Here is a 20,777-nt window from a genome sequence, read left to right as displayed (position 1 = left end):
AGAACCTATGAAAAAAATATGGATTACAGGTGCCGAAGGCCACATCGGTACTGCCCTTCTGGAACTGCTGGAGGGTGTGGAATATCAGCTTCTTCCAACGGATATTCACGAGGTTGATATTACCAAAATCGATGAAGTCACACAGTTCGTTTATGTCAACCGTCCCGACGTTATCATCAACTGCGCCGGTATGACCGACGTTGCCGAGTGTGAAAAAAACATCGACGAAGCCTATCGTGTCAATGCCATCGGTGTGCGCAACGTAGCGCTTGCCGCCAATGATATCGACGCAAAGGTTATTCAGATCTCAACGGATGACGTCTTCGACAAGGAATCCCGCATCCCGTACAACGAGTTTGATACCGTGCATCCGCGTACGATCTACGGAAAATCAAAAGAGGCCGGAGAGAAAATCCTGACACAGCTTTTGAACCGCTTTGTCATCATCCGAAGCTCCTGGATTTACGGGATCGGCCGCGATTTTGTGGATGAAGTACTCCGCAATGCGGCAAAAGGCGGCACGATGGAGGTTCCAAACAACCAGTATGCGGCTCCGACCAGTGCTTTTGAGCTTGCACGCGTGATCTGCCACTTTATCGACAGCGAGGAGTATGGTCTGTACCACGTTGTCTGCCCCGGAAGCTGCAGCCGCTATGAGTTTGCAAGAACCATCCTCGAGTATACCGGAAAAACCGGTGACCTTGATCTCTACCCGGTTGTCGCACGCGATGATGTCCGCCCGACCTATTCTGTTCTGGACAACATGATGCTCCGCCTGACCGGTATTCCTGAGCCGCTCGACTGGAAAACGGCACTGAAAGAATATCTCGAAGAAACCGGAGGAATCGAATAATGGTCCGAAACAGAAAAGAAACAACGGAAAAGTCAAAAAAGAAGCTCGGGCTTTCCACCCAGATTTTTATTGCCCTGCTGGCCGGTGCGCTGCTCGGCGTAGTGATTCACTATTGGATCCCGTCCAGCTATATCAAGGACACCGTCATCGTAGAAGGTGTGCTGTATGTCATCGGACAGGGCTTTATCCGCCTGATGCAGATGCTTGTCGTACCGCTTGTCTTCTGCTCCCTCGTCTGCGGAAGTATGTCCATCGGAGACAGCAAAACCCTCGGAAAGGTCGGCGTAAAAACGATCGGCTTTTACCTTGTTACCACAGCACTTGCCGTCTGCATCGCACTTGGAACCGCCCTGCTCATTCACCCGGGGCTCGGACTTAACATGAGTGCGGTTCAGAAAGCCGACCTGTCCTCGACAGCAGCAGATTCCAGCGTCAGCCTGGTGGATACACTGCTCAACATCATCCCGAAGAACCCGATTGGTTCCATGGCAAACGGCGATATGCTTCCCATCATCGTATTCGCCCTGTTTGTCGGCGTAATGCTGGCAAAGCTCGGAAACCGCGCTTCGGTCGTTTCCAACTTTATCAGTCAGTTTAACGATGTCATGATGGAAATGACCATGACGGTCATGAAGGTGGCCCCGGTCGGCGTTTTCTGTCTGATTGCACGTACCTTTGCAACGGTCGGCTTTTCTGCGTTCGCACCGATGCTGAAATACATGGGAAATGTAACACTGGCGCTGGCACTGCAGTGCTTCGTCATTTATCAGGTTCTTCTGTTCGTATTCACACGGCTGAATCCGATTAAATTCGTGAAGAAATTCCTTCCAGTTATGGGATTTGCATTTTCCACCGCAACCTCCAACGCGACAATCCCGATGTCGATTGATACGCTGAACAAAAAGATGGGTGTCTCGAAACAGATCTCTTCGTTCACCATTCCGCTCGGCGCAACCATCAACATGGATGGTACCTCCATTATGCAGGGTGTCGCTGTCATCTTCATCGCAGAGGCGTACGGTATTCATCTGACCCCGGCAAACCTCGCAACGGTTGTTGTTACCGCAACACTGGCTTCCATCGGTACCGCCGGTATCCCAAGCGTCGGCCTTGTTACCCTGGCTATGGTGCTGAATTCCGTCGGACTGCCAACGGAGGGTATCGCTCTTATCATGGGTATCGACCGTATTCTCGATATGCTGCGTACCGCAGTCAACATCACAGGCGATGCTGTCTGCACAACGATTGTCAGCCATCAGGAAAAGGCGCTCAACCGCGAAGTATTCAATCGCAATTAACTGCAATAAACTGCTTGCGAAAAGCCTTTTTCAGACACGCTCTAAGGCTAAGAAAACGCGTTCCCATCGGAAACCCCTGTGGTTTCCGGCGGGAACGCGTTTTTCTTATCTTATTTTTCTGTTACAGTTCAAATGCCTGGCGGATGCTGTCGTAATGCAGGAATTTACCTTCTGCGGCGTACCCTTTGATTTCGTCCAACGTAGCAAAACGGTAGCCGTCTGTTTCTTCCTCCTGAAGATGGAGATCTTCGTCTTTGACATCCATCACGAAGCGATAGACATCGACAAAGTAATTGTCTCCCTCATCCGGGTTGATGCGCCGGTAGGTAAAGAGATAACCGCCGTCAGCCTTGCTCACATCGAGTCCGGTTTCCTCTCTGACCTCACGGCGCACGGCCTCCCAGGAGCTCTCTCCTGCCTGTGCCGCGCCGCCGGAAACCTCCCACCAGCCCGGTGCCCAGGCTTTCGTCATGACACGTTTTGTGATAAGAAAGGTTCCGTCCGGTCTTGCGATTACGCCGAGCACCGTCAGGTGAAACTCGCCCGGCTTCATATGCCAGTCATTCCGTTTCATCGTGCGGCCGGTCGGCTGTTTGTTTTCATCATAGATATCCCAGAGTTCCATATCGTGTTTTCTCCTGTCGAACTTCTTCCGAGCCCCATCTCGATTTTTCTTCCCTTTCGCATGGTTATAAATCATTACAGATACTGTTTAATCTCTTCCATCACATTTTCCAGCGGAATCTGTGTTTTCAGAGTCTTATCGCGGGATGCAACCTCGACAACGCCCTGTTTCATGTTTTTCGGGCTTACGATGATGCGCAACGGAATGCCGAGCAGGTCGGCATCGGCAAACATTACGCCGGCTCTGACGCTTCTGTCGTCGTAAATCACTTCGATGCCTGCATTCTGCAGATCCTCGTACAGCTTGTCCGCATATGCTCTGACTTCCTCGTCATCGACGCGGACTGCACAGAGGTGTACCTGCCACGGAGCGATAGCTTTCGGCCAGATCGGGCCGTACTCATCGTGATGTGCCTCGCAGACCGATGCTGCCAGACGGCCGACACCGATACCGTAGCATCCCATGATCGGGGTCTTGCTCTCGCCATTTGCATCGACATAGGTCATATTCATGGATTTTGTATATTTGGTTCCAAGCTGGAAGATATTTCCGACCTCGATACCTCTGGAGATCTTCACGGTCTTTTTGCCGCATTTCGGGCAGATGCCGCCCTCCTGGATTTTTGCAAAATCGTGATACTCGGCATTCGGAACGTCGCGCTCCATATCGAGTCCTTTGTAATGATGCTCTGCCTCGTTGGCTCCGCAGGAAAGGTTGTTTCTTCCCTCGAGGGATTTATCATAGAGAACAACGGCATCTCCGTTCACCTTCAGGTTCACCGGTCCGATGTAGCCTGCGTTCAGGCCGCATTCTTCGGTAATCACAGCTGCGTGAACCTGCTCGCCGAGGAAGTTGACCAGCTTCGTCTCGTTGACTTCGAGATCACCGCGGATGAAAAGGACAACGTATTTATCATCAACATTCTGCTGATAAACAACGGCTTTGCAGGAGTTCTTTGTCTCGTCTCCGAAGAAATTGCAGACGTCTTCAATGGTGTGGACGTTCGGTGTATAAACCTTTTCGAGTGCAGCGGATTCTGCGTCTCTTGCGATGTCGGAAATATTCTCAGCTGCCTCCATGTTGGCTCTGTAATCGCAGGAATCACACAGAACGATGGAATCCTCTCCGACCGGAGTCAGAAGCATGAACTCATGGGAGATGTTGCCGCCCATCATACCGGAATCGGATTTGACAGATACCACCTCCGGCACGCCGACACGCTCGAAGATACGCTCGTATGCTGCGTGGCATTTCTCGTAATACTGCTCCAGATCTTCCTGGCTGGTATGGAAGGAGTAAGCATCCTTCATCGTAAACTCACGCACACGGATCAGGCCGGCTCTCGGACGGGCCTCATCACGGAATTTTGTCTGGATCTGATAGATCATAAACGGATATTTGGTGTAGCTCTGTGCATACTCGCGAACGAGATGTACGGCTGCCTCCTCGTGGGTCATGCCGAGTACCATTTTGGCATTGTTGCGATCGGTGAAACGCAGCAGCTCATCGCCGATGCTATCGTAACGGCCAGACTCATCCCACAGAGAAGCCGGCATGACAACCGGGAACTGCACTTCCTGGCCGTCGATTTTGTCCATCTCCTCGCGCAGGATCTGCTCGATTTTGCGCACAATGCGGCGCAGCGGCAGATAGGAAGAATAGATTCCGTTTGCCATATATTTGATGTATCCGCCTTTTACCATAATAGCATGGCTGTCGATGACACAGTCAGCAGGTCTTTCTTTGAAGCGCTCTCCTACTAATTTTTCAAGTTTCATTTTCTGATTTCCTCCTTGTTTTTTGGATTTTCAACATCTGAAATCTTCCAGACGCGAGAACATTCCAGCCTGTCCGATTTTAAGCTTTTATACAACATTTTACGCACCTAACTCATCACTGAAGTAACGAGAATGCGATGCTTCGTTTTCAAACAAAAAAGCCCTAAACCGCAAGCTGCAGTTTAGGGCGAATTTTTTTATCCGCGGTACCACCTAAATTCAGGAAAACTCCTGCACTCTGACACAGAGCATTTGTACCCCACGATTTTTGTATTTTGTAATACGCGTGATCTCTGCTCTCTGTACCTTCTCTGTAACGGGAGATCCCGGTGCAGCCTACGAAATAAATTTTCCCTGATGGATTTTCTTCTCTTCGGTGCACAGCTCCAAGACCGGTTCACGATAGATTCTGCAAAAAGCTTTCACCTGCCGCTTTCTCTCTGAATGCGCTCTGTCGCTACTGTTTCTTTTCGTCGCTTTTTCACTGCACTGATTGTAGCAGAAACCGGAAAAGAATGCAAGCCCGTTCCTTCTGCTTTTTCTGCTTGACACTCCCCACAGGTTACAGGCCTTCCCGGTACATTCTGCTGATTGCCGCCTGAGCTTCCTCGGACTGTTTTTTCTCAATCCATGCTTTGCGGTCACTCAAAATAGCCAGCATCTCATCGACAACGTCCTCGGCGCGCGGGCTTGTGACGCGGTAGAGATAGCCGAGCATCCGCGTGGCGGTAAAGTCCGTGTTCATCTGGCGGTATGCAATTTCCCGGCAGAAGTCGTCCGGGTAACCGTTGTGTTTTAACGCACGGTACAATTCGTCATTTCTCGTTTCTGGCATTGCCTGTCTCCCTTTTTCCTTTAAACATTTACGTTTCCGCTGTTCAGGCCTTCCGTCTTTTCCTCAAGTGGCAGCCAGTCCAGTGCCTTTTTGATCCACTCATCCCAGAAATCCCATTCATGGCCACCCTTGCTCTCATAGTAGACAATGTCCATGCCGCTCTCTTCCATCCGTTTATGGTAGAGACGGTTTACTTCCAGAAGTCCGTCCTCTGTTCCGCACGCCTGGAATACCGTCGGCACATTGACAGACGGATCTTTTTTCCGTGCTTCCTTTAACTGCTCGATAAGAACAGCCGGGTTTTTGTCACTCTTTGCTGCTTCGACCAGATTTCCGAAATAACCTTCTTCATGTGCAAAGCTGTCCGCTCTGCTCTCTTCCGGATTTTCCAGCACATGAAGTGCACCGGACAGGCAGATCACAGCCCCGAAGGTATCGTGATATTTCAAGCCATTTCTGAGTGCGCCAAAACCACCCATGGAAAGGCCTCCGATAAAGGTGTCTTCTCTTTTTCTGGACAGCGGAAACATTTTTCTTGTAATCTCAACCAGTTCTTCTCCGATAAACTGTCCGTGCATGGCACCGATGGACGGCTGATCCACATAAAACGCATTCTCGCCGGCCGGCATGACAACGGCAAGGTTTTTCTCCTCTGCCCATCTTTGGATTCTGGTTCCATGAACCCAGTCTGTCTCATTTCCAAAAATGCCATGCAGCAAATACAGCGTTTTAAACGGTTTTTCCTCGCGCTCCGGCTGCCCAAAGGTAAATTTGTCGACCGGCAGAATAACCTGCAGCGGTACGGTGCGCATTAAAGTTTTTGACATGAAGCTTACCTGAATAAATGCCATAATAAAAATCCCCCTGTGGATATATATTTTTCTTTATTTTACGCCTTATTTCTGCGTTTCGTCAACGTGGAGTTTTGCGTTCCTCCGGTTCCGGCTTGCACCCCGAAGCAATTCACGATATAATCATGTTTATAGCAATCCCAGAAAATAATGCAAAAAATTCAGCACTGCAGAACGTGAATTACTGCGTCACGGATTTTCGTCGTACCCCGGTACGCCTTCAAATCCGTTCCTTGTAATTCGCGCCCTGCAGCACTGCCTTTTTTGCGTTATTTTCTGGTCTTGCTATAGTTTGAATTTTTTCTGTGACAAGATAAGGAGATTTTCTATTATGATAAAGTTGATCGCAACCGATGTCGATGGAACGCTCGTCAAAGACGGCACACTTCTGATCGACCCGGAATATATGACTGTTGTTTCCAGGCTTGTCGACCAGGGCATCTATTTTGTTGTCTGTTCCGGCCGCCAGTTTTCCAGTGAACAGAAGCTTTTCGCTCCGATCAAGGACCGCCTGCTCTACATCTCCGATGGCGGAACTGTCGTGCGCACACCGGAAAAGATTTTGAAAACATATCCGATGGAAACGGCACTCTGGAAATCCATGTGCCGCATGGTACACGACAAACTTCCGTCCTGCGACTGCTTCGCCGCTACCCCGGACTACTGCCTCGCCGAAGATGCCGGAAGCCGCATGTTTCACTGGCTCCGCGACTCCTACGGCTTCGATGTCCGCGAAGTACCGGATCTGTCGAAGGTAGAAAACGAGGACATTATCAAATTCACGATCTACCATCCAACCTCCTGTGAAGAGCTTTGCTCCCCAAATTTCATCCCGGCGTGGAATCATCAGGCAAAACTCGCTGTCGCCGGTAAGGAATGGTTGGACTGCAACGCCCGCGGCGTCAGCAAATGGACCGGTCTCTCATTTCTGATGAACTACTTCGGCCTTACCTCAGACGAAGTCTGCTGCTTCGGCGACAACCTGAATGACATCGAGATGCTTCAGAACGCCGGCGAAAGCTACGCCGTCTCCAACGCCCGAGCGGAAGTCATCGCCTCGGCAAAACACACCTGCCCGCCGTACTGGGAGAACGGGGTGCTGCAGGTTCTGAAAACGTTTTTGAAGGAAACGACAAACCCGTTTTGATTCAAAAAATCCAGGCATCCTATACGGATGCCTGGATTTTTAATTCTCTGTTTCTTTACAGTACCCCATGCGGCGCAATGCCGATCGCAAATTCGACTGCAATCGCTACCAGGACTACCAGCAGCGAAATGATGAATCCGTGCAGCATCGGCTTTGCGCCGGAGCGGCAGAGGGATTTGAAATCGGTGTTCAGGCCGATGGCCGCAAGGGCGGCTACCATCAGAAATTTGCTGATGGTTTTTAATGCGGCTGCTGTGCCTGCCGGGATAAGACCTAAGGAGGTCAGTGCTGACATGGCGAGAAAGCCTAAGATAAACCATGGAAAAATGGATTTGATGCTTACCTTTACGGCGGTTCCTTCTGCTGCCTGCGCCTTCCGTTTCAGATGTACGTTGATGGCGGCGAATGCCAGAACAGCCGGAATGATGGCGAGGGTCCGTGTCAGTTTTACCATGGTTGCGAAATCACCGGCAGCCTCGCTGAATGCGTAACCGGTGGCAACGACGCTTGAGGTATCGTTGACCGCAGTTCCGGCCCAGAGGCCAAACGCGGCATCTGAAAGGCCCATCCAGTGACCGAGAATCGGGAATACGACAATCATGACCGTATCAAATAAAAACGTTGCGGAGAGGCCATAGGCAATGTCCATATCGGTCGCCTCGATGACCGGCGCGATTGCCGCGATCGCGGAACCGCCGCAGATACCCGTGCCGGCGTTGATGAGGCTGCTCGTCTTCCAGTTCAGTCCAAGTGCTTTTCCGATCAGTGCGCCGAGGCCAAAGCACGTTGCCAGGGTAAATACCATAACCGTCAGGGAAAATCTTCCGACCGTCAGCACCGTGCGGATATTCAGGCTCGCCCCGAGCAGAATAATCGCAAATTTCAGGATCTTCTTCGATGTAAATTTAATTCCCGGCGCTGTCACGCTGTTCGGCTTGTAAAAGGCATTCACAATCATACCGATAAACATGGCGATGACCGACGCCCCGATAAAGTGCAGTCCGGCACTCTCCTCCAGGCTTTCCAGGAATTTCGCCGCAGCGGCAATCACCAGTGCAATCGCCGCTCCGGGAATCAGTTTCTTTACGTTTTTCACAATACGTTTCCTCCAGCTTTCTTTTTCCTTTTTTCTCTCTTTGCCCGTTTATTTTAATATGCTTCTATGATAAAATAAACGCATAACCAAGAATGCATTCATTCCATTTTGTTATGAAGAATTTTACAAAGGAGTTTTTATGGATCAGAAACTGGAAACTTTTTTGACGCTCTGCAAGACGATGCACTACGGCCGCGCCGCCGAACTGCTCCATCTCTCGCAGCCTGCCGTCAGCAAGCACATTCAGGCGCTCGAGGCGCAGTACGGTGTCCGCCTCTTTACGTACCAGGCTCGGCGGCTGCAGAAGACGCGGGAAGGCGACCTTCTCGAGCAGTATGCTTTTTCTCTGCGCTACAACGAAGAAATGCTTCTCGCGCGTCTTCACGAAAAATCAAAGACTCTGCTCCGCATCGGCGCGACAAAATCCATCGGCGATTATATTCTGCTGCCGGAAATCCGCCGCTTTCTTGCAAAACCGGACCAGCAGCTTCACTTTCTTGTCGACAACACGGCCCATCTTCTCGCAAAACTGGAAGACGGCGAACTCGATTTTGTTGTCCTGGAAGGGCTTTTTGACAAGCAGCGCTATGACTTTTTCCTGCTCCGTGAGGAACCGTATCTCGGCATCTGCGCCGCAGACCACCCCTTCGCCGGAAAGCAGATCCCCATCCCGGATCTCTTCTCCGAGCGCCTGATCCTCCGCGAAGAAGGCTCCGGCACCCGGAAAATTCTCGAACGCGAACTCACCCAGTCCGGCTACCACGTCAGCGCCTTCTCCGACTGTGCCTGCATCAGTTCCTTTAAGCTGTTAAAAGAACTCGTCCGCGAAAACTGCGGCATCAGCTTCGTCTACGAGGCCGTCGTCAAAGACGACCCCCGCTTCGGCCGCTTCTTCTGCCCCCCGCTCACCGGGGCGCACGAACTGAATGTCGTCTACCTCAAAAATACGGACGCTGGGCATTGGGCGCATCAGTTTCTGGAAAGGTGACAGAAAAAAACGGAGAACCGGCATCATCGCTTTATGGTTCTCCGTTTACTGTTTGCCCTCTTCCTTATTTTCTCTCTGTAAATTGAATTCCATAATCTTCCAGAACAGGAACAATATCTTCACTTTTCATAAACAATCCGTCAGCCCAATAATAACCATCTTCCAACGTTATTATAACAATCGTAAACGGATGAAAATAATCCATGTTATGCTCGTCTATACCTGGATATAAAGAAAAACAAATTTCATGCCATGTATCTTTTTTAAACTGAACGATTCGTTTTACTTCAAATTCATCCCACGAAATTGTTTTTGAATATTTTCCAAAATGAAGAACACACTTTTCCCGATAAAAATATACTCTTCGAAGATTATAGAATATCACGGTTAATCCGAGACATATCACCCCATAGAGAAAACATAGGTAAATGACTGCTTCATGCTTTTCAGGTTTTAGTTCAACAAACAAATATACTAATGTCACATAAAGCCCAAAGCATTCCATACATGCAATTATTTTGGATGGCAGAAAACTTTTTATTTTCATTGCTCGTTATTCACCTTCTCTTACTTTACTTTTTTTAACTCAATCTGGTATTTTTCAATTACTTCTGAAAGTTCATCCCTTCGTATGGCAAGTTCTCTCCTTGTCAATCCATTTACAAAAACCAACGGAGAACCGGCATCATCATCTCTTTACCGGTTCTCCGTTCACTGTCTGTACCAGGACTTTGTCAAATCTTGCGTATTTTTTTACTTCTTTCATCAACGCATCGAGGTCTTTCACGATCTGTTCCCGCTTTCCTGTCGGTCCTATGAAATATTCCCTGCCTCCCATTTCCAGCGGATTTCCTGTCGTTCTTGTCCGTACACCGAATGTAAGTCTTCTGCTACCCCTCCGGTAATAAATCGTATAGGTACGCGGTACATAATTAAACAGAGAGCTTTCTATTTCAGAAACCTTATAAAATTCGCCGCTTTCTTTCGCCGCCGCGTACCGCCGGTCCTTCAGGCAGTCCATTTCAGCTACGGAAATAAAGCAGACCAGATAGTCCAGAAACGAAAACACAACCAGAATCAGTGCTTCCACGATTCGTCCCGTCTTTGTTTTATCCAGAATGTGAACATACGTATCCCCGTAAAATACCGCAAAGAAAAGAATAATACTCAAAATAATCTTGATCCACGGCCAGAGACGGGATTTAATTTTCCGGTTTACTTTAAAAACATTAATCCAGTCAAGCAACTGTTTTTCCTCCAAAGCTGTAATTATACATGTATTTATACTACTCTCTTTTCCCCGTAAAAACAACAGAACTCAGAACACTTCCACTCTTTTTGTAGGTTATTTACTTTCCGTATACTTGACACCGTATGAAGTGAGGAGTTCACAAAATTCGTCGGCGCTGAGCGGTATGATTCCCCAGCCCGGTCCGCGGAACTTGTCGAATATCATGATACTGGTAAATGGGTGATAGGTACACCAGAACAAACTGTCATCTTTCTGTTTCGATATGTTGAAGAAAAAATGATCATTGTATCTTTGTATCACAGTAAAATCTTCCCATTCTATCTTTTTTTCATACCTCAAAAAAGATAGCTTTATTCCCCATTCGTAAATGTAAATTTGTCTTAGAAGTTCTACAGTTACAGCAACACCAAATAAGCCAATAAAAAACATCATTCCTATCAGTACTATAATACTTTCCTTCAATGAATACGATTGGATCTGGGCTTTTTCTTTTATCCATATACTCGCCAAATAATAATTACCCATAGCACACACAATCAACTTTATACTTCTACCCAAATCATCCCATATTACTTTCATTCGATCTTCGCCTCCAATTTCTATTTACTTTCCGCATACTCAACACCGTACGAAGTGAGCAGTTCACAAAATTCGTCGGCACTGATTGGCATAGTACGGACACAACTAAATTCTGACTTATCAAATATCACAAAGCTAGTAAATGGATGATATGTTGAAAAAAACAGACCGCTATCTTTTTGTTTTGATACGTTAAAGAAAAAATGATTTTTATATCTTTGTATAACGGAAAAATCCTCCCATACAATTTTTTTCTTATATCCCAAAAAGGCAAGTTCCATTCCCCACTTATGGATGTAAATACGTGTTAAAGCATCTACACTTCCCCATGACACTATCCCGCAAATAAACATCATTCCCAATATTACCCAAAGCTTTTGAGGCAAATTATATAATTCGCATTGATTCTTTGCTTCTTCCCAAAATCTTGTCATAAGATACCCGATGCCTATTAATATAGCAACTTGTCCAAACATAAAAAACTTACGATATCCTGCTCTCATATTTGCCTCCATCAAAAAACAGTTTACCCCCAGCTTTCACTCTATGTCAATTCATGAGTAAAAGGAAATAGAGAAATTTAGAAATCCAATATTTTACTCAACTGTCAAAGATGGCGTTTTACACGCTTCCTCCGTAAAAACAATATGCTTTATGACAGTTGATCCATCCCGCTCCCGACAGCAGTCTGCCCCAGCTTTTGTTTCTGATTTCTGTGATCGTATAACTTCCCTGATCTTTGATGACTCCCACCACTGGGTATTCTACTCCGGGGCCTGTGCGGATGTTTAGTGCCGGGTCCGTTACACGGTAAATGCCGGGATTGTATTCACTTTTTCCACCGCCGTTTTCCGTTTCTCGAAGCAGACGCTGGAACCGCTCCCAGTCTCCCCGCTTCTGAATCTGGGACGGGCAGTTTTTGCTACAGATGTCGTAATGCCGGTAAACTGCATCTGCCGGAATCCCTGTCTCGTTCATCAGGTCTTTCACCAGTTCCACTGTATGTAAAAATGCGGTTTCGTAATCATATCCTTTCTGCACGCACATCTCAACTGCGATGCTGTTCCGGTTTCCATATCTGCCGAACAGATTTTTACTTCCATAATTTCTCCCGATATGCCAGCATCCTCTGCTGTGCGGCGCAGCCTGATAAGCAATTTCTCCGTCATCTACGTAATAATGCGCCGACATATCCTGAAAATTTCCCTGGTACTGCGCTCTTGCATGTGCGCGGGCATCGGCTCCGGCGGCAAAGTTGTCTGTATTATGTACCACAATACACTGCGGATGATTTTCCGGCCAGGTATTCTGGTTACTGCAATAGCTTCTGTCAATCCTCATTTGCTCTGCTCCTCCTTTCTCAGCACATCAATCCTCGACCGCAGAATCTCAGGAATTTTCACTCCCATCAGTCCTGCATTTTCCAGGATCGAAACTGCTTCATTTAAAATAAATCCAATGCAGACGGCATCCCGCAGGTAATTGGTCTGTGTGAGCTGATCCAGTTTTTCCGCGATCAGCACAAAGAACAGCATCATACCTTTTCTGCAAAGTCCTTTCCATCCCGCACGGCTCTCCAATGTTCCGTTTTCAGATTTCGGACTCTTTTTAAAAACGACAGGAAGCAGAACACCTCCCGTGATCCAATCAATTGCCATAAAGCAGACCAGCGTTTCCAGCGCAGCATCCCAGCCTCCAAACTGTGCCGCAAGGAAGCTGCCTGCTGCGGCAATGATCGTGCGATAAATTGATTTCATTGGCATTTCCTTCTTTCTTTTTCTAAATTTGCGTATAAAAAGGGAAGTGGCTGGTAATTCGTGGGATCTTACAGCCACTTCCACTCTTTTTGTATGTTATTTACTTTCCGTATACTTGACACCGTATGAAGTGAGGAGGTCACAAAATTCGTCGGCGCTGAGCGGTATAATATGAACAGAACGATTTCGCGAATTATCAAATATTACAAAACTAGTAAATGGATGAAACATTGCCCAATACGGACCTGGATCTTTTTGTTTGGACATATTAAAGAAAAAATGATTATGATATCTTCGTATAACAGAAAATTCTTCCCATTCAATTTTTTTCTTATATTTCAAAAATGAGATCTGCATTCCCCATTCATAAATATAAATACTGGTTAAAGCATTTATAATTCCATATGCTACACCAAAAGTATAAATCATAAACCAAAATATCATAAATGCTTTATCTTGCATATTATAGGAACTAATTTGACCTTTGGCCTCTTCCCAAAAATTCAGCATAAGGTATCCGCACCCCATAAACACCGATATACTAAAATATTTATAAAATTCACGATATCCTACCTTCATATTTGCCACCTACTAATTTAACTTTTACCTTTGCACAAGGTACTCTCATCTTGTGCAAAGGTGATTTATAGATTTTCTATCTAAGTGCCGGAAGTCCTATATCTTGCATTTTTTTTGAAATCGCAGGCTTATTATTTTGCCAGTTTTTCTTTGTTTTCCCATTTTTTTTCGTACTAAAATTGCTGTTGCTATTTTTCTTAAGTGTTGATCCATTTTTATTTTCCTGCTTCTTTGTTTTTCCAAAAATCCCATCCAAAACGCCACTTTTTCCATGTCCAAGTATTGGTGTTTGAAAAAGATCCGAAAAAACAGAGAGCGCCACTTCCTCTGACATTTTTTTTACGTAAATATTATAAGTACTTGGCACTAAAAACGTTGAAATCCCATCATAAACTCCAGCTGCTACAGCTCTCTTCGCATCTTTTGTCTCCCTATACTCTAAATAAAAGCCTCCCATAAAGCTCACCAATATAGCTGTTGGGATATCACCAGCAGCGCCATTAATACCTCCCGAAATAGCCGCAACACACAGTCCTTCCATTGTTACATCTTCCCCGCTAAGCTCACATTGAAGCCAATATGTGACTCCTCCCAGCAGCCCGAATATTAAAAATCTTCCGTACGGTGTTTCAAGCAGTTTTTCGATCACCCCTACTACCTGTGCTAAACTGCCTTCCTCATCTACCGCATTCACCGGATTGTTGCAGCAATACACATAAAGGTTCTTTCCGTTCATGCTGAACATTTGCGCTTTTGCAACATCAAAGTTGTCCGCGCAAAGGAATCTGCACAGTTCCGGATCGTAATAGCGGCTCGCGGTGACATAGAGTTTAGTATCGTCATCATAGCAGTAAGCACGATAACGGAACGGGTTGAGTTTACCGATATTTTCTCCGCTGGTATCGGTCAGGCCTGTCTGTTTTCCCCATGCATCGTAAGAATAGTTTACTACCTGTTTTCCATCGCTGTCAATCAGTCCGATGACATCGTTCTGGCTGTTGTACAAGTAATAATACTCTTTTTCTCCCTTTTTCAGCATCATTGGGGATTTATCCGCGCCATAAACAAACTGAACCAGTACATCTCCATATTTGGTTCCCATCAGTTTGTTTCCGCACCAATAGTTCTTATGGCTGGTTCCGTTCAGGTCTTTCCACTGGACTCTGTGTCCTTCGCTGTCGTAATAGTAAACTGCTTTCTTTCCATTTAAAGTCAGGCTCTGCAGCAGGCTTCCTCTGTACCAGGTCAGTGTTTTTCCCTGATAAGCTGTGATATTTCCGACTGCGTCATAAGAAATACTGCTGCCGTTGTAGGAAATAAGCTGATCTTTCCATCCTGAAGTACGGTAAGTAAACAGATCTGTCTTTACCGCAGTGCCAAGTGTTCCCGTTGTATAGGAATACTCTTTTCTCGACGTCATATTCATTCCGGCATCGTAGGTATACGTAATACTCTTATTTTCCCATACAGAATCCACACGGGTCAGTTCACTCAAAGCATTATACGTATATTTTACTTTCTGAACACCATTTTCGGAAATCGTAACAATATTTCCTACTGCGTCGTAAGTAAATGACAGTTTCTTTCCGTTGTTGTTGATTTCTTTAAGAAGTAAAGTTGTAATTCCCGCTTTTCTTCCCGGTACAAAAGTATAGTCAACTGGATACGTTTTATCTTTCAGATGAATAGTTTTTCTGGTAACGCGGCATAACGTATCAAAGGTATACGAAATTTTGACTGCATCATTTACCTTGATCTGATAAATCACATCCGGTGCCTGTGCTTTTCCAACCTCTCCAAATACGCACGATGTTGAAATTTTGCTGTCATCAATCTGATGTACCATGCCTGTGCGTCTGTTCTTGTTGTCATACTGAATGCGCGCCGTTTCTCCATCTGTTGTGCGGTATCCTGCCATTCTCTGGATCATGTCATAGTCAAAGAAAATCTTTCTGTCGTTTTCCAGATCCTCATGGTAAAATACATTTCCATAGTCATCATAGATATTTCGGAAGACTGTCGTTCCATTCCACTTCTGCTCCACGATCTGCTCGTACTTGTCATAGCTGTTTTTCAGCACTTCTCCTGTCGCATACTTTACTTCGCTGAGCGGTCCGTCCGACGGAAGATAATCGTATTCTTCCAGTGCATTTCCGCCTGCCAGAATTCTGGTCTGATTTCCGAGGAAATCATATTCATAGGTATACTCGAATCCATTGTGGGCAATCGTTTTTAACCGGTCACCTTCATCATACGTATAACCCAGTTTTACCGTATTTGTTCCATCAGAAGCCGTCGCACCGGTCAGAAGGTCATTCTTGGTATCATACGTATACGTTACCTTATTCCCTTTTGCATCGGTAACTCCCGTCAGCAGGCGTTCTTTGCTGTCGTATTCGTTTGTTGTTACAAATCCTCTGGCATCTGTCAGTGTTTTTACATTTCGGCCGGTTGCCGTGTAGGTATACTGCGCCGTCATACGTTCGCTGCATTTCTCCAAAATAAATTCCTGTGGACTCATGGATTCTACTGTTGGATATGCTCCGTTAATTGCTGTATTCTCTTCATGTGAGAGACTTGGAATCATAAAATACCGGCTGTTCTGTTTGATGCAATAATTATTTTTATCCTCTTCACTCACTTCAAACCAGAATTTCTGTTTGCTGTCCGATGTATTTTTCACCTGCAGCGTGAGTGTTCCATCCGAAGCCATAGAAAGTGCTTTTCCCTCTGCATTGGCCGGTTCCAGGAAAAATCCACCTGTTTCATCTCCATGAATCAGAAACATCTGTGCTTCTTTTCCTAAATACCGATTCTGAACAACTGTTGATCCCGCTGTTGTTCCATTTACCTGCATATACTGTCCACTGTATCCAAGACGCATCATATAAATCCCGCCGGAAATCGGCTGGTCACTCTTTCGTTCATATACAACAGGCTCAAAATACCACTGCTGATTCGGATGTGTTTCTGACTGATCCCAAATCTGTAACTGAATCGAATTATCAAGCTGTGCTCTCGGAAGATCAATCGCTTTTTTGTCCTTAGAAATTTTACTTGTGATCAAATACATTCCTTCTCCTACTGGTTTGATACGAAATTTCTGTGAATCTTTGTTTGCGTATGCAGCTAACTTCGCCTTTGCCCCATTTGCATCCGTTCCGATATCCAGTACATATGTCCCATTTCCGTCAAATGCTTTGAAAATAATATATCCTTCTCCAGCATCCTCAATATGCCATTTCTGCTCCGAACTTCCCGAAAACTCATACTGCTGAACTGCTGCTCCGTCTTTATTAGATGCATCTTTTACATCGATATACTTACCAGATTTTCTGTGGCGAATATAATAACTTCTGCCAGCCATTACCGACGTACTTACCCTGTCATGATGAATCACTACGTCCTGCGGATTTCCCTTGGTATCATAGGTATAACGGTATTGAACTCCCTCTGAATTTCTTGCCGCCGTCATATTTTTCTTTCCATCATATTCATACTCAAACGAAGAGCCGGTCACTTTAACCATTTTGGAAAGCAGGTCTGTTTTGTTGCAGGTAAATGCATTCTGCTCTGCTGCTGTCTTGGCACTTACAATATTTCCATTTGCATCATACACGTAACTTTCCGCATCATCACGGATCAGCTGCAAGCCGGTAAAGAATGCATCATTCTGCTGTTTCTGGTATTCGAGATAGATCTGAATGGATTCGTAGGTCTTATTTGTTGTGGAACCATCTTTCCTGGTCAGGATTACGCCATTGACAAACTGCCACTCTGTCACATACGGATTGCAGTTCACAATTGTCTCTGTCGTTGTTTTGTCGGTAAAATGAACCACTGCACGAACACGGAAGATTCGGCCCGGAATGGCGTCTGCTTTCACACTGCATCCGAACACAAATACATCGCCTTCTTTTCCGCTCACCTTTACGGTCTGCATCAGGTTCTTGTTTTTGGACAAGTTTCCTCGTAATCTTGCACATTTACCTTTAACTGAATCTGTTACAATCTGGTCTGCACTTTCTCCCTGACTTAATTTCCAGCCATTTTCTCCGGTTGCATTAAATGCCTCTTCAAAAAACGCATTCCGTAACATATTGAATTTATTTGCCGCTGCCGATTTTTCCAGCTGGAAGCAGGAAAAATAAGCCCATCCCTGCATATTATCCAAGAAAAACGCGGTAGTTACCTCCGTCTGAGATGCAATCGTAATAGTTACCGATACACGAGTCCATTCATCCGAATCTGTATCTTTCACCTCTGTTACCAGATCCATTTTCTCTGTATTTCCGGAAGAAAGTAAAATTCCGGCACCGCACTCGGAACGTTTTTTCTCTGGATCTGGTACACATTTTTCAACCTTAACATAGCAAGAAAAAGTATAAGTTCCTTTCTCTAAAACCTGCTTCTTTGAAAATCCATTTCTTCCGTTTACTGTATTCTTACTTATGATACAGCATTTTTTAACTGGAAATCCGTCTGGAATATCTAAGTCAGCGATCGCATTTTCACTTCCAGTTTTAATCTTATCCCACTGTACAAAATATGGTTCTGGCTCCATCCAATTCTTCACAACCTTCTGCAGCGTTCCTGTCTTGCTCAGCTTGTTATTCTTTCTTCCTTCCCGTAAAAACTGATAACTGTTTGCAGCACCATCTTCATCCGACACATCCGCCGGGCAGCCGAAATTGTCAAAGTGGTAGGTAAACTTTCGATTATCACCTGTCCGACTGATTTCCCCATCCAATCCCTGTGTTTCAAACACCGTAGTATTTCCATTTCGATAGAAAATTTTCATTCTCTGCCCATTCTGTGGTCCTGTATGTTCAAAAACTTCTGACACTCGTTTTACTCCGCAGTCATCCTGGTACTTATATGAAATCTGTCGCCCATCATTATTCTGTACGCTCACCAGAATATCTCCATCGTAGAAAAATTCCGTACTTTTATTATCCGGATAACTAATTCTGGTCAGATGTCCTGCACTGTCATAGGAAAAATAAATGCTTCTTCCATTCGCATTCAGATTGCCCAGGTTATTGTCTTTTCCATATCCGAAGTCCATTCTTGCACCGGTCGGGTCAATCAGATATGCCAGATAGTTTCCTGCTGTGGACGGGCCGTACTGCGCTTTCTGCAGATTTCCGTTGGAATCCTTGATACTCCTCATGTACTTGTCATGTCCAAACGCATATTCCCAGCCGTTTTTGTCCTTCATGATGTAATAAGAATCTCCGTCGGAAGAGCTTGTCTGCGTCAGCTCGTATCCAAGTCCATCTTCATCCTTTAATTTATTTCCATCCGCTGTATCTTTATAAAAGTAATGCCGGGTTCCATCTCCATCTGTGTAGACATACGGGAAGTTTGCGTTTCCTGTGGCTTCCATTTCCTGGATGAAGTTCATTCTCCAGCCTTTTCCCATACGGTTGTTTTTACTCCGTTCTGACAGATTATACACATGACGGATATGAATCGGCAGCAGTCCACCGCTGGTTGACGCATCTTCATGCACCCATACAAGGTTTCCATTGAAGTCATTAACATAGCCATGGCCTGCGCGTCCGGCATCCTGCTCATGGTAGCTGTAATAGTCCTCGAGTCCTGTTGTACTACGGTAATAAAAGATTCCTTGCGGGAAATACTCGGAAGTAATTCCATAAGAGTTATTGGATGGATAATCAGAAGAAATGAAAACGGCTTCCTGATATGGTGTCTCATTCTGTGCCGCGATAACAATTCCATGATTTACCCCTGTGTTATACCACTCACGCACCAGTTTTGTTACGTTGAATCCGCACGGTGTAACGGTAATTGTATTACCGGACTGTACCTGCTTTACACTGCAGTAATCCAGTACATTCGACTGATATGCCGGCTGATTGTTCCATGTGGTTGATCCCGGATTCCATCCTCCCGTTACTTTATGGGCGGTAATAAAAAACGGCTGGTTGCTGTCCGAAGAATACCGGTACTGCCATACATAGATTTTTGCATCGTAGATAACCGCTCCAGGTTCCATTGCAGGCAAGCTGGTAAATTTCAGGAAAGAACGGCATTTTCCATATTCCCGGTTATGGCCTACGGTAAAAGAACCATAAGAAGCTACCACCGCGCTGTCCGGACTTTTTTCTCGGACAAACGTATCGTCAATTGCCCTATTTGTTTTCGAGGTTTCTGCCGATGGATCAATCACAACTGGATATACTCGGTTTTCGTCCTGAAGCCATTTCTGATCCGGTACGACGCTTAAAATACTGCAATGCTGCTCCGCATCGGTTTCCAGTTCATAGTGTACCTGTTCCGAATAATTTCCGGCTGCATCGTACATACACGGCGGGGCAAAATAATAAAAAACTTCTTCTGTTTCTTCATCAATCAGGTCAATTCCTCCGTCTTCCCGAATGACAATCATCATCCCCGGGAACTGCAGGGAAAACGAATATTCAAGAGCTGCTGCTTTTACCGATTTTAAGATCAGGTTTTCTTTTACCTGTTCTCCGATGATTTTGTATTCCAGATCTACATTCTCTGCAATCTCTGCATAATGTCCGGCAGCCACAAGACCCGGAACACTCATTTTTTCCTGATTTTCCTGCTCCACGCTTTTTTCTTCTGTTTTCTGCACTGCGGCTCTGTTCTGCATTCCTTCTTCTGTCGGATAGAGATTTTCCGGCTGAAATACAGCTTCACGCTTCTGTGCCTGTACTGCCGCCTGGCTTCGGATGTTCTGTTTTTTCTGCTTTTCTGCCAGAAATCCCCAGCTCAGTTTTCTTCCCGTTTTTTCAATAGTAACCATTTCATTTGCATTACTGCTTTCTGCAAAATGGACTTTTACCCGGGATGCATGGTTCTGATAACCGTTTTCTGTTTTTTCCAGTCTGTTATCAATTTCCTTCCACTCTTCTCCTTCTTTATAATGAACCGGGTATCCGTAAATGACGGCTGCACCGCCATGATTTTCTGTTCGGAAGTTTTTGGTAAAACGGTCTCGTTTCTGTAAAATTTCCGAGATTACGCGATCTGTTTTCTGACTCATTTTAATTTCTCCTTTTTCTTCATCCTGTATTGTTTCTGGTTTCGTAAATACTTTATCTGCGCGCTTCTGATAAAGTTCTAAATTTAGAGAATCACCTATT

17 protein-coding genes and 1 other annotated feature are annotated in these 20,777 nt (G+C 45.7%); of the genes, 4 read left to right on the top strand and 13 right to left on the bottom strand.

The genetic code is table 11. From position 1 onward, the window contains the following. Positions 1-7 precede the first annotated feature (7 nt). Both rfbD and DW915_RS09085 read left to right on the top strand, forming a co-directional pair. On the top strand, positions 8-853 hold the full coding sequence (gene rfbD / locus DW915_RS09090) for a dTDP-4-dehydrorhamnose reductase (protein ID WP_117509864.1): 846 nt from the start codon (positions 8-10) through the stop codon (positions 851-853). Continuing rightward, on the top strand, positions 853-2,151 hold the full coding sequence (locus DW915_RS09085; protein WP_117509863.1) for a dicarboxylate/amino acid:cation symporter: 1,299 nt from the start codon (positions 853-855) through the stop codon (positions 2,149-2,151). Before rfbD ends, DW915_RS09085 begins: the two co-directional genes overlap by 1 nt. Positions 2,152-2,272: 121 nt before the next feature. Here the strand turns inward: DW915_RS09085 and DW915_RS09080 are convergent, their stop codons facing one another. The 4 genes from DW915_RS09080 to DW915_RS09060 all read right to left on the bottom strand — a co-directional run bounded on the left by DW915_RS09080 (position 2,273) and on the right by DW915_RS09060 (position 6,240). Next, a complete protein-coding gene (locus DW915_RS09080) occupies positions 2,273-2,776 on the bottom strand; it encodes an NUDIX hydrolase (protein WP_118741998.1) in 504 nt (167 codons plus the stop codon). A 74-nt stretch (positions 2,777-2,850) separates the two neighbouring features. Further along, positions 2,851-4,554, bottom strand: coding sequence for a proline--tRNA ligase (locus DW915_RS09075; RefSeq protein ID WP_022462387.1), 1,704 nt, complete (start codon positions 4,552-4,554; stop codon positions 2,851-2,853). A 180-nt stretch (positions 4,555-4,734) separates the two neighbouring features. After that, positions 4,735-5,037 (bottom strand) — a binding site (T-box leader). 79 nt (positions 5,038-5,116) lie between these two features. Then, positions 5,117-5,389 carry a hypothetical protein gene (locus DW915_RS09065; protein ID WP_022461797.1) on the bottom strand — a complete coding sequence of 91 codons (273 nt, stop codon included), beginning with the start codon at positions 5,387-5,389 and terminating at the stop codon, positions 5,117-5,119. A 20-nt stretch (positions 5,390-5,409) separates the two neighbouring features. Next, positions 5,410-6,240: an alpha/beta hydrolase gene (locus DW915_RS09060; protein ID WP_055219937.1), complete on the bottom strand. Its 831-nt coding sequence runs from the start codon at positions 6,238-6,240 to the stop codon at positions 5,410-5,412. Positions 6,241-6,571: 331 nt separating this feature from the next. On the opposite strand from DW915_RS09060, the gene DW915_RS09055 reads away from it, so the two are divergent. After that, a complete protein-coding gene (locus DW915_RS09055) occupies positions 6,572-7,387 on the top strand; it encodes a Cof-type HAD-IIB family hydrolase (RefSeq protein ID WP_118741997.1) in 816 nt (271 codons plus the stop codon). Between the two features lie 55 nt (positions 7,388-7,442). Here the strand turns inward: DW915_RS09055 and DW915_RS09050 are convergent, their stop codons facing one another. Next, positions 7,443-8,483: a YeiH family protein gene (locus tag DW915_RS09050; protein ID WP_055228018.1), complete on the bottom strand. Its 1,041-nt coding sequence runs from the start codon at positions 8,481-8,483 to the stop codon at positions 7,443-7,445. Between the two features lie 139 nt (positions 8,484-8,622). Between DW915_RS09050 and DW915_RS09045 the strand changes: the two genes are divergently transcribed. Then, complete coding sequence (locus tag DW915_RS09045) at positions 8,623-9,471, top strand: LysR family transcriptional regulator (RefSeq protein ID WP_118666551.1); 849 nt, start codon at positions 8,623-8,625, stop codon at positions 9,469-9,471. A gap of 64 nt (positions 9,472-9,535) precedes the next feature. Here DW915_RS09045 and DW915_RS09040 read toward each other — a convergent pair whose 3' ends face one another. The 8 genes from DW915_RS09040 to DW915_RS09005 form a co-directional block, all read right to left on the bottom strand. Beyond that, the gene (locus tag DW915_RS09040) at positions 9,536-10,018 is read right to left on the bottom strand and encodes a hypothetical protein (protein WP_055228020.1); all 483 of its coding nucleotides are present in this window, start codon (positions 10,016-10,018) and stop codon (positions 9,536-9,538) included. Positions 10,019-10,159: 141 nt separating this feature from the next. Then, positions 10,160-10,717 carry a hypothetical protein gene (locus tag DW915_RS09035; RefSeq protein ID WP_117814136.1) on the bottom strand — a complete coding sequence of 186 codons (558 nt, stop codon included), beginning with the start codon at positions 10,715-10,717 and terminating at the stop codon, positions 10,160-10,162. 99 nt (positions 10,718-10,816) lie between these two features. Further along, entirely contained in the window at positions 10,817-11,302 is a 486-nt protein-coding gene (locus DW915_RS09030; protein WP_055228022.1) for a hypothetical protein, read from the bottom strand. Positions 11,303-11,322: 20 nt separating this feature from the next. After that, complete coding sequence (locus DW915_RS09025) at positions 11,323-11,805, bottom strand: hypothetical protein (protein ID WP_055228023.1); 483 nt, start codon at positions 11,803-11,805, stop codon at positions 11,323-11,325. A gap of 118 nt (positions 11,806-11,923) precedes the next feature. Continuing rightward, complete coding sequence (locus DW915_RS09020; protein ID WP_055228024.1) at positions 11,924-12,643, bottom strand: N-acetylmuramoyl-L-alanine amidase; 720 nt, start codon at positions 12,641-12,643, stop codon at positions 11,924-11,926. Then, positions 12,640-13,059 (bottom strand): phage holin family protein, encoded by a 420-nt coding sequence (locus DW915_RS09015; protein ID WP_118741996.1) that lies wholly within the window; start codon positions 13,057-13,059, stop codon positions 12,640-12,642. The genes DW915_RS09020 and DW915_RS09015 overlap by 4 nt, the downstream gene beginning before the upstream one ends. Before the next feature lie 96 nt (positions 13,060-13,155). Next, the gene (locus DW915_RS09010) at positions 13,156-13,638 is read right to left on the bottom strand and encodes a hypothetical protein (protein WP_055228026.1); all 483 of its coding nucleotides are present in this window, start codon (positions 13,636-13,638) and stop codon (positions 13,156-13,158) included. A 76-nt stretch (positions 13,639-13,714) separates the two neighbouring features. Then, positions 13,715-20,677: a DNRLRE domain-containing protein gene (locus tag DW915_RS09005; protein WP_118741995.1), complete on the bottom strand. Its 6,963-nt coding sequence runs from the start codon at positions 20,675-20,677 to the stop codon at positions 13,715-13,717. Positions 20,678-20,777: the final 100 nt, after the last annotated feature.

The sequence above is a fragment of the Blautia sp. AM42-2 genome (assembly GCF_003480245.1).
GTDB lineage: Bacteria > Bacillota > Clostridia > Lachnospirales > Lachnospiraceae > Fusicatenibacter > Fusicatenibacter saccharivorans.
Note: the sequence above shows the minus strand (reverse complement) of the source record. Positions and strands in the feature narration are given on the sequence as shown.

Bases quoted from the DNA above. Each gene is read 5' to 3' on its own strand.
- rfbD (WP_117509864.1), top strand. From the start codon at position 8: ATGAAAAAAATATGGATTACAGGTGCCGAAGGCCACATCGGTACTGCC.
- DW915_RS09085 (WP_117509863.1), top strand. From the start codon at position 853: ATGGTCCGAAACAGAAAAGAAACAACGGAAAAGTCAAAAAAGAAGCTC.
- DW915_RS09080 (WP_118741998.1), bottom strand. From the start codon at position 2,776: ATGGAACTCTGGGATATCTATGATGAAAACAAACAGCCGACCGGCCGC.
- DW915_RS09075 (WP_022462387.1), bottom strand. From the start codon at position 4,554: ATGAAACTTGAAAAATTAGTAGGAGAGCGCTTCAAAGAAAGACCTGCT.
- DW915_RS09065 (WP_022461797.1), bottom strand. From the start codon at position 5,389: ATGCCAGAAACGAGAAATGACGAATTGTACCGTGCGTTAAAACACAAC.
- DW915_RS09060 (WP_055219937.1), bottom strand. From the start codon at position 6,240: ATGGCATTTATTCAGGTAAGCTTCATGTCAAAAACTTTAATGCGCACC.
- DW915_RS09055 (WP_118741997.1), top strand. From the start codon at position 6,572: ATGATAAAGTTGATCGCAACCGATGTCGATGGAACGCTCGTCAAAGAC.
- DW915_RS09045 (WP_118666551.1), top strand. From the start codon at position 8,623: ATGGATCAGAAACTGGAAACTTTTTTGACGCTCTGCAAGACGATGCAC.
- DW915_RS09040 (WP_055228020.1), bottom strand. From the start codon at position 10,018: ATGAAAATAAAAAGTTTTCTGCCATCCAAAATAATTGCATGTATGGAA.
- DW915_RS09030 (WP_055228022.1), bottom strand. From the start codon at position 11,302: ATGAAAGTAATATGGGATGATTTGGGTAGAAGTATAAAGTTGATTGTG.
- DW915_RS09025 (WP_055228023.1), bottom strand. From the start codon at position 11,805: ATGAGAGCAGGATATCGTAAGTTTTTTATGTTTGGACAAGTTGCTATA.
- DW915_RS09020 (WP_055228024.1), bottom strand. From the start codon at position 12,643: ATGAGGATTGACAGAAGCTATTGCAGTAACCAGAATACCTGGCCGGAA.
- DW915_RS09015 (WP_118741996.1), bottom strand. From the start codon at position 13,059: ATGAAATCAATTTATCGCACGATCATTGCCGCAGCAGGCAGCTTCCTT.
- DW915_RS09010 (WP_055228026.1), bottom strand. From the start codon at position 13,638: ATGAAGGTAGGATATCGTGAATTTTATAAATATTTTAGTATATCGGTG.
- DW915_RS09005 (WP_118741995.1), bottom strand. From the start codon at position 20,677: ATGAGTCAGAAAACAGATCGCGTAATCTCGGAAATTTTACAGAAACGA.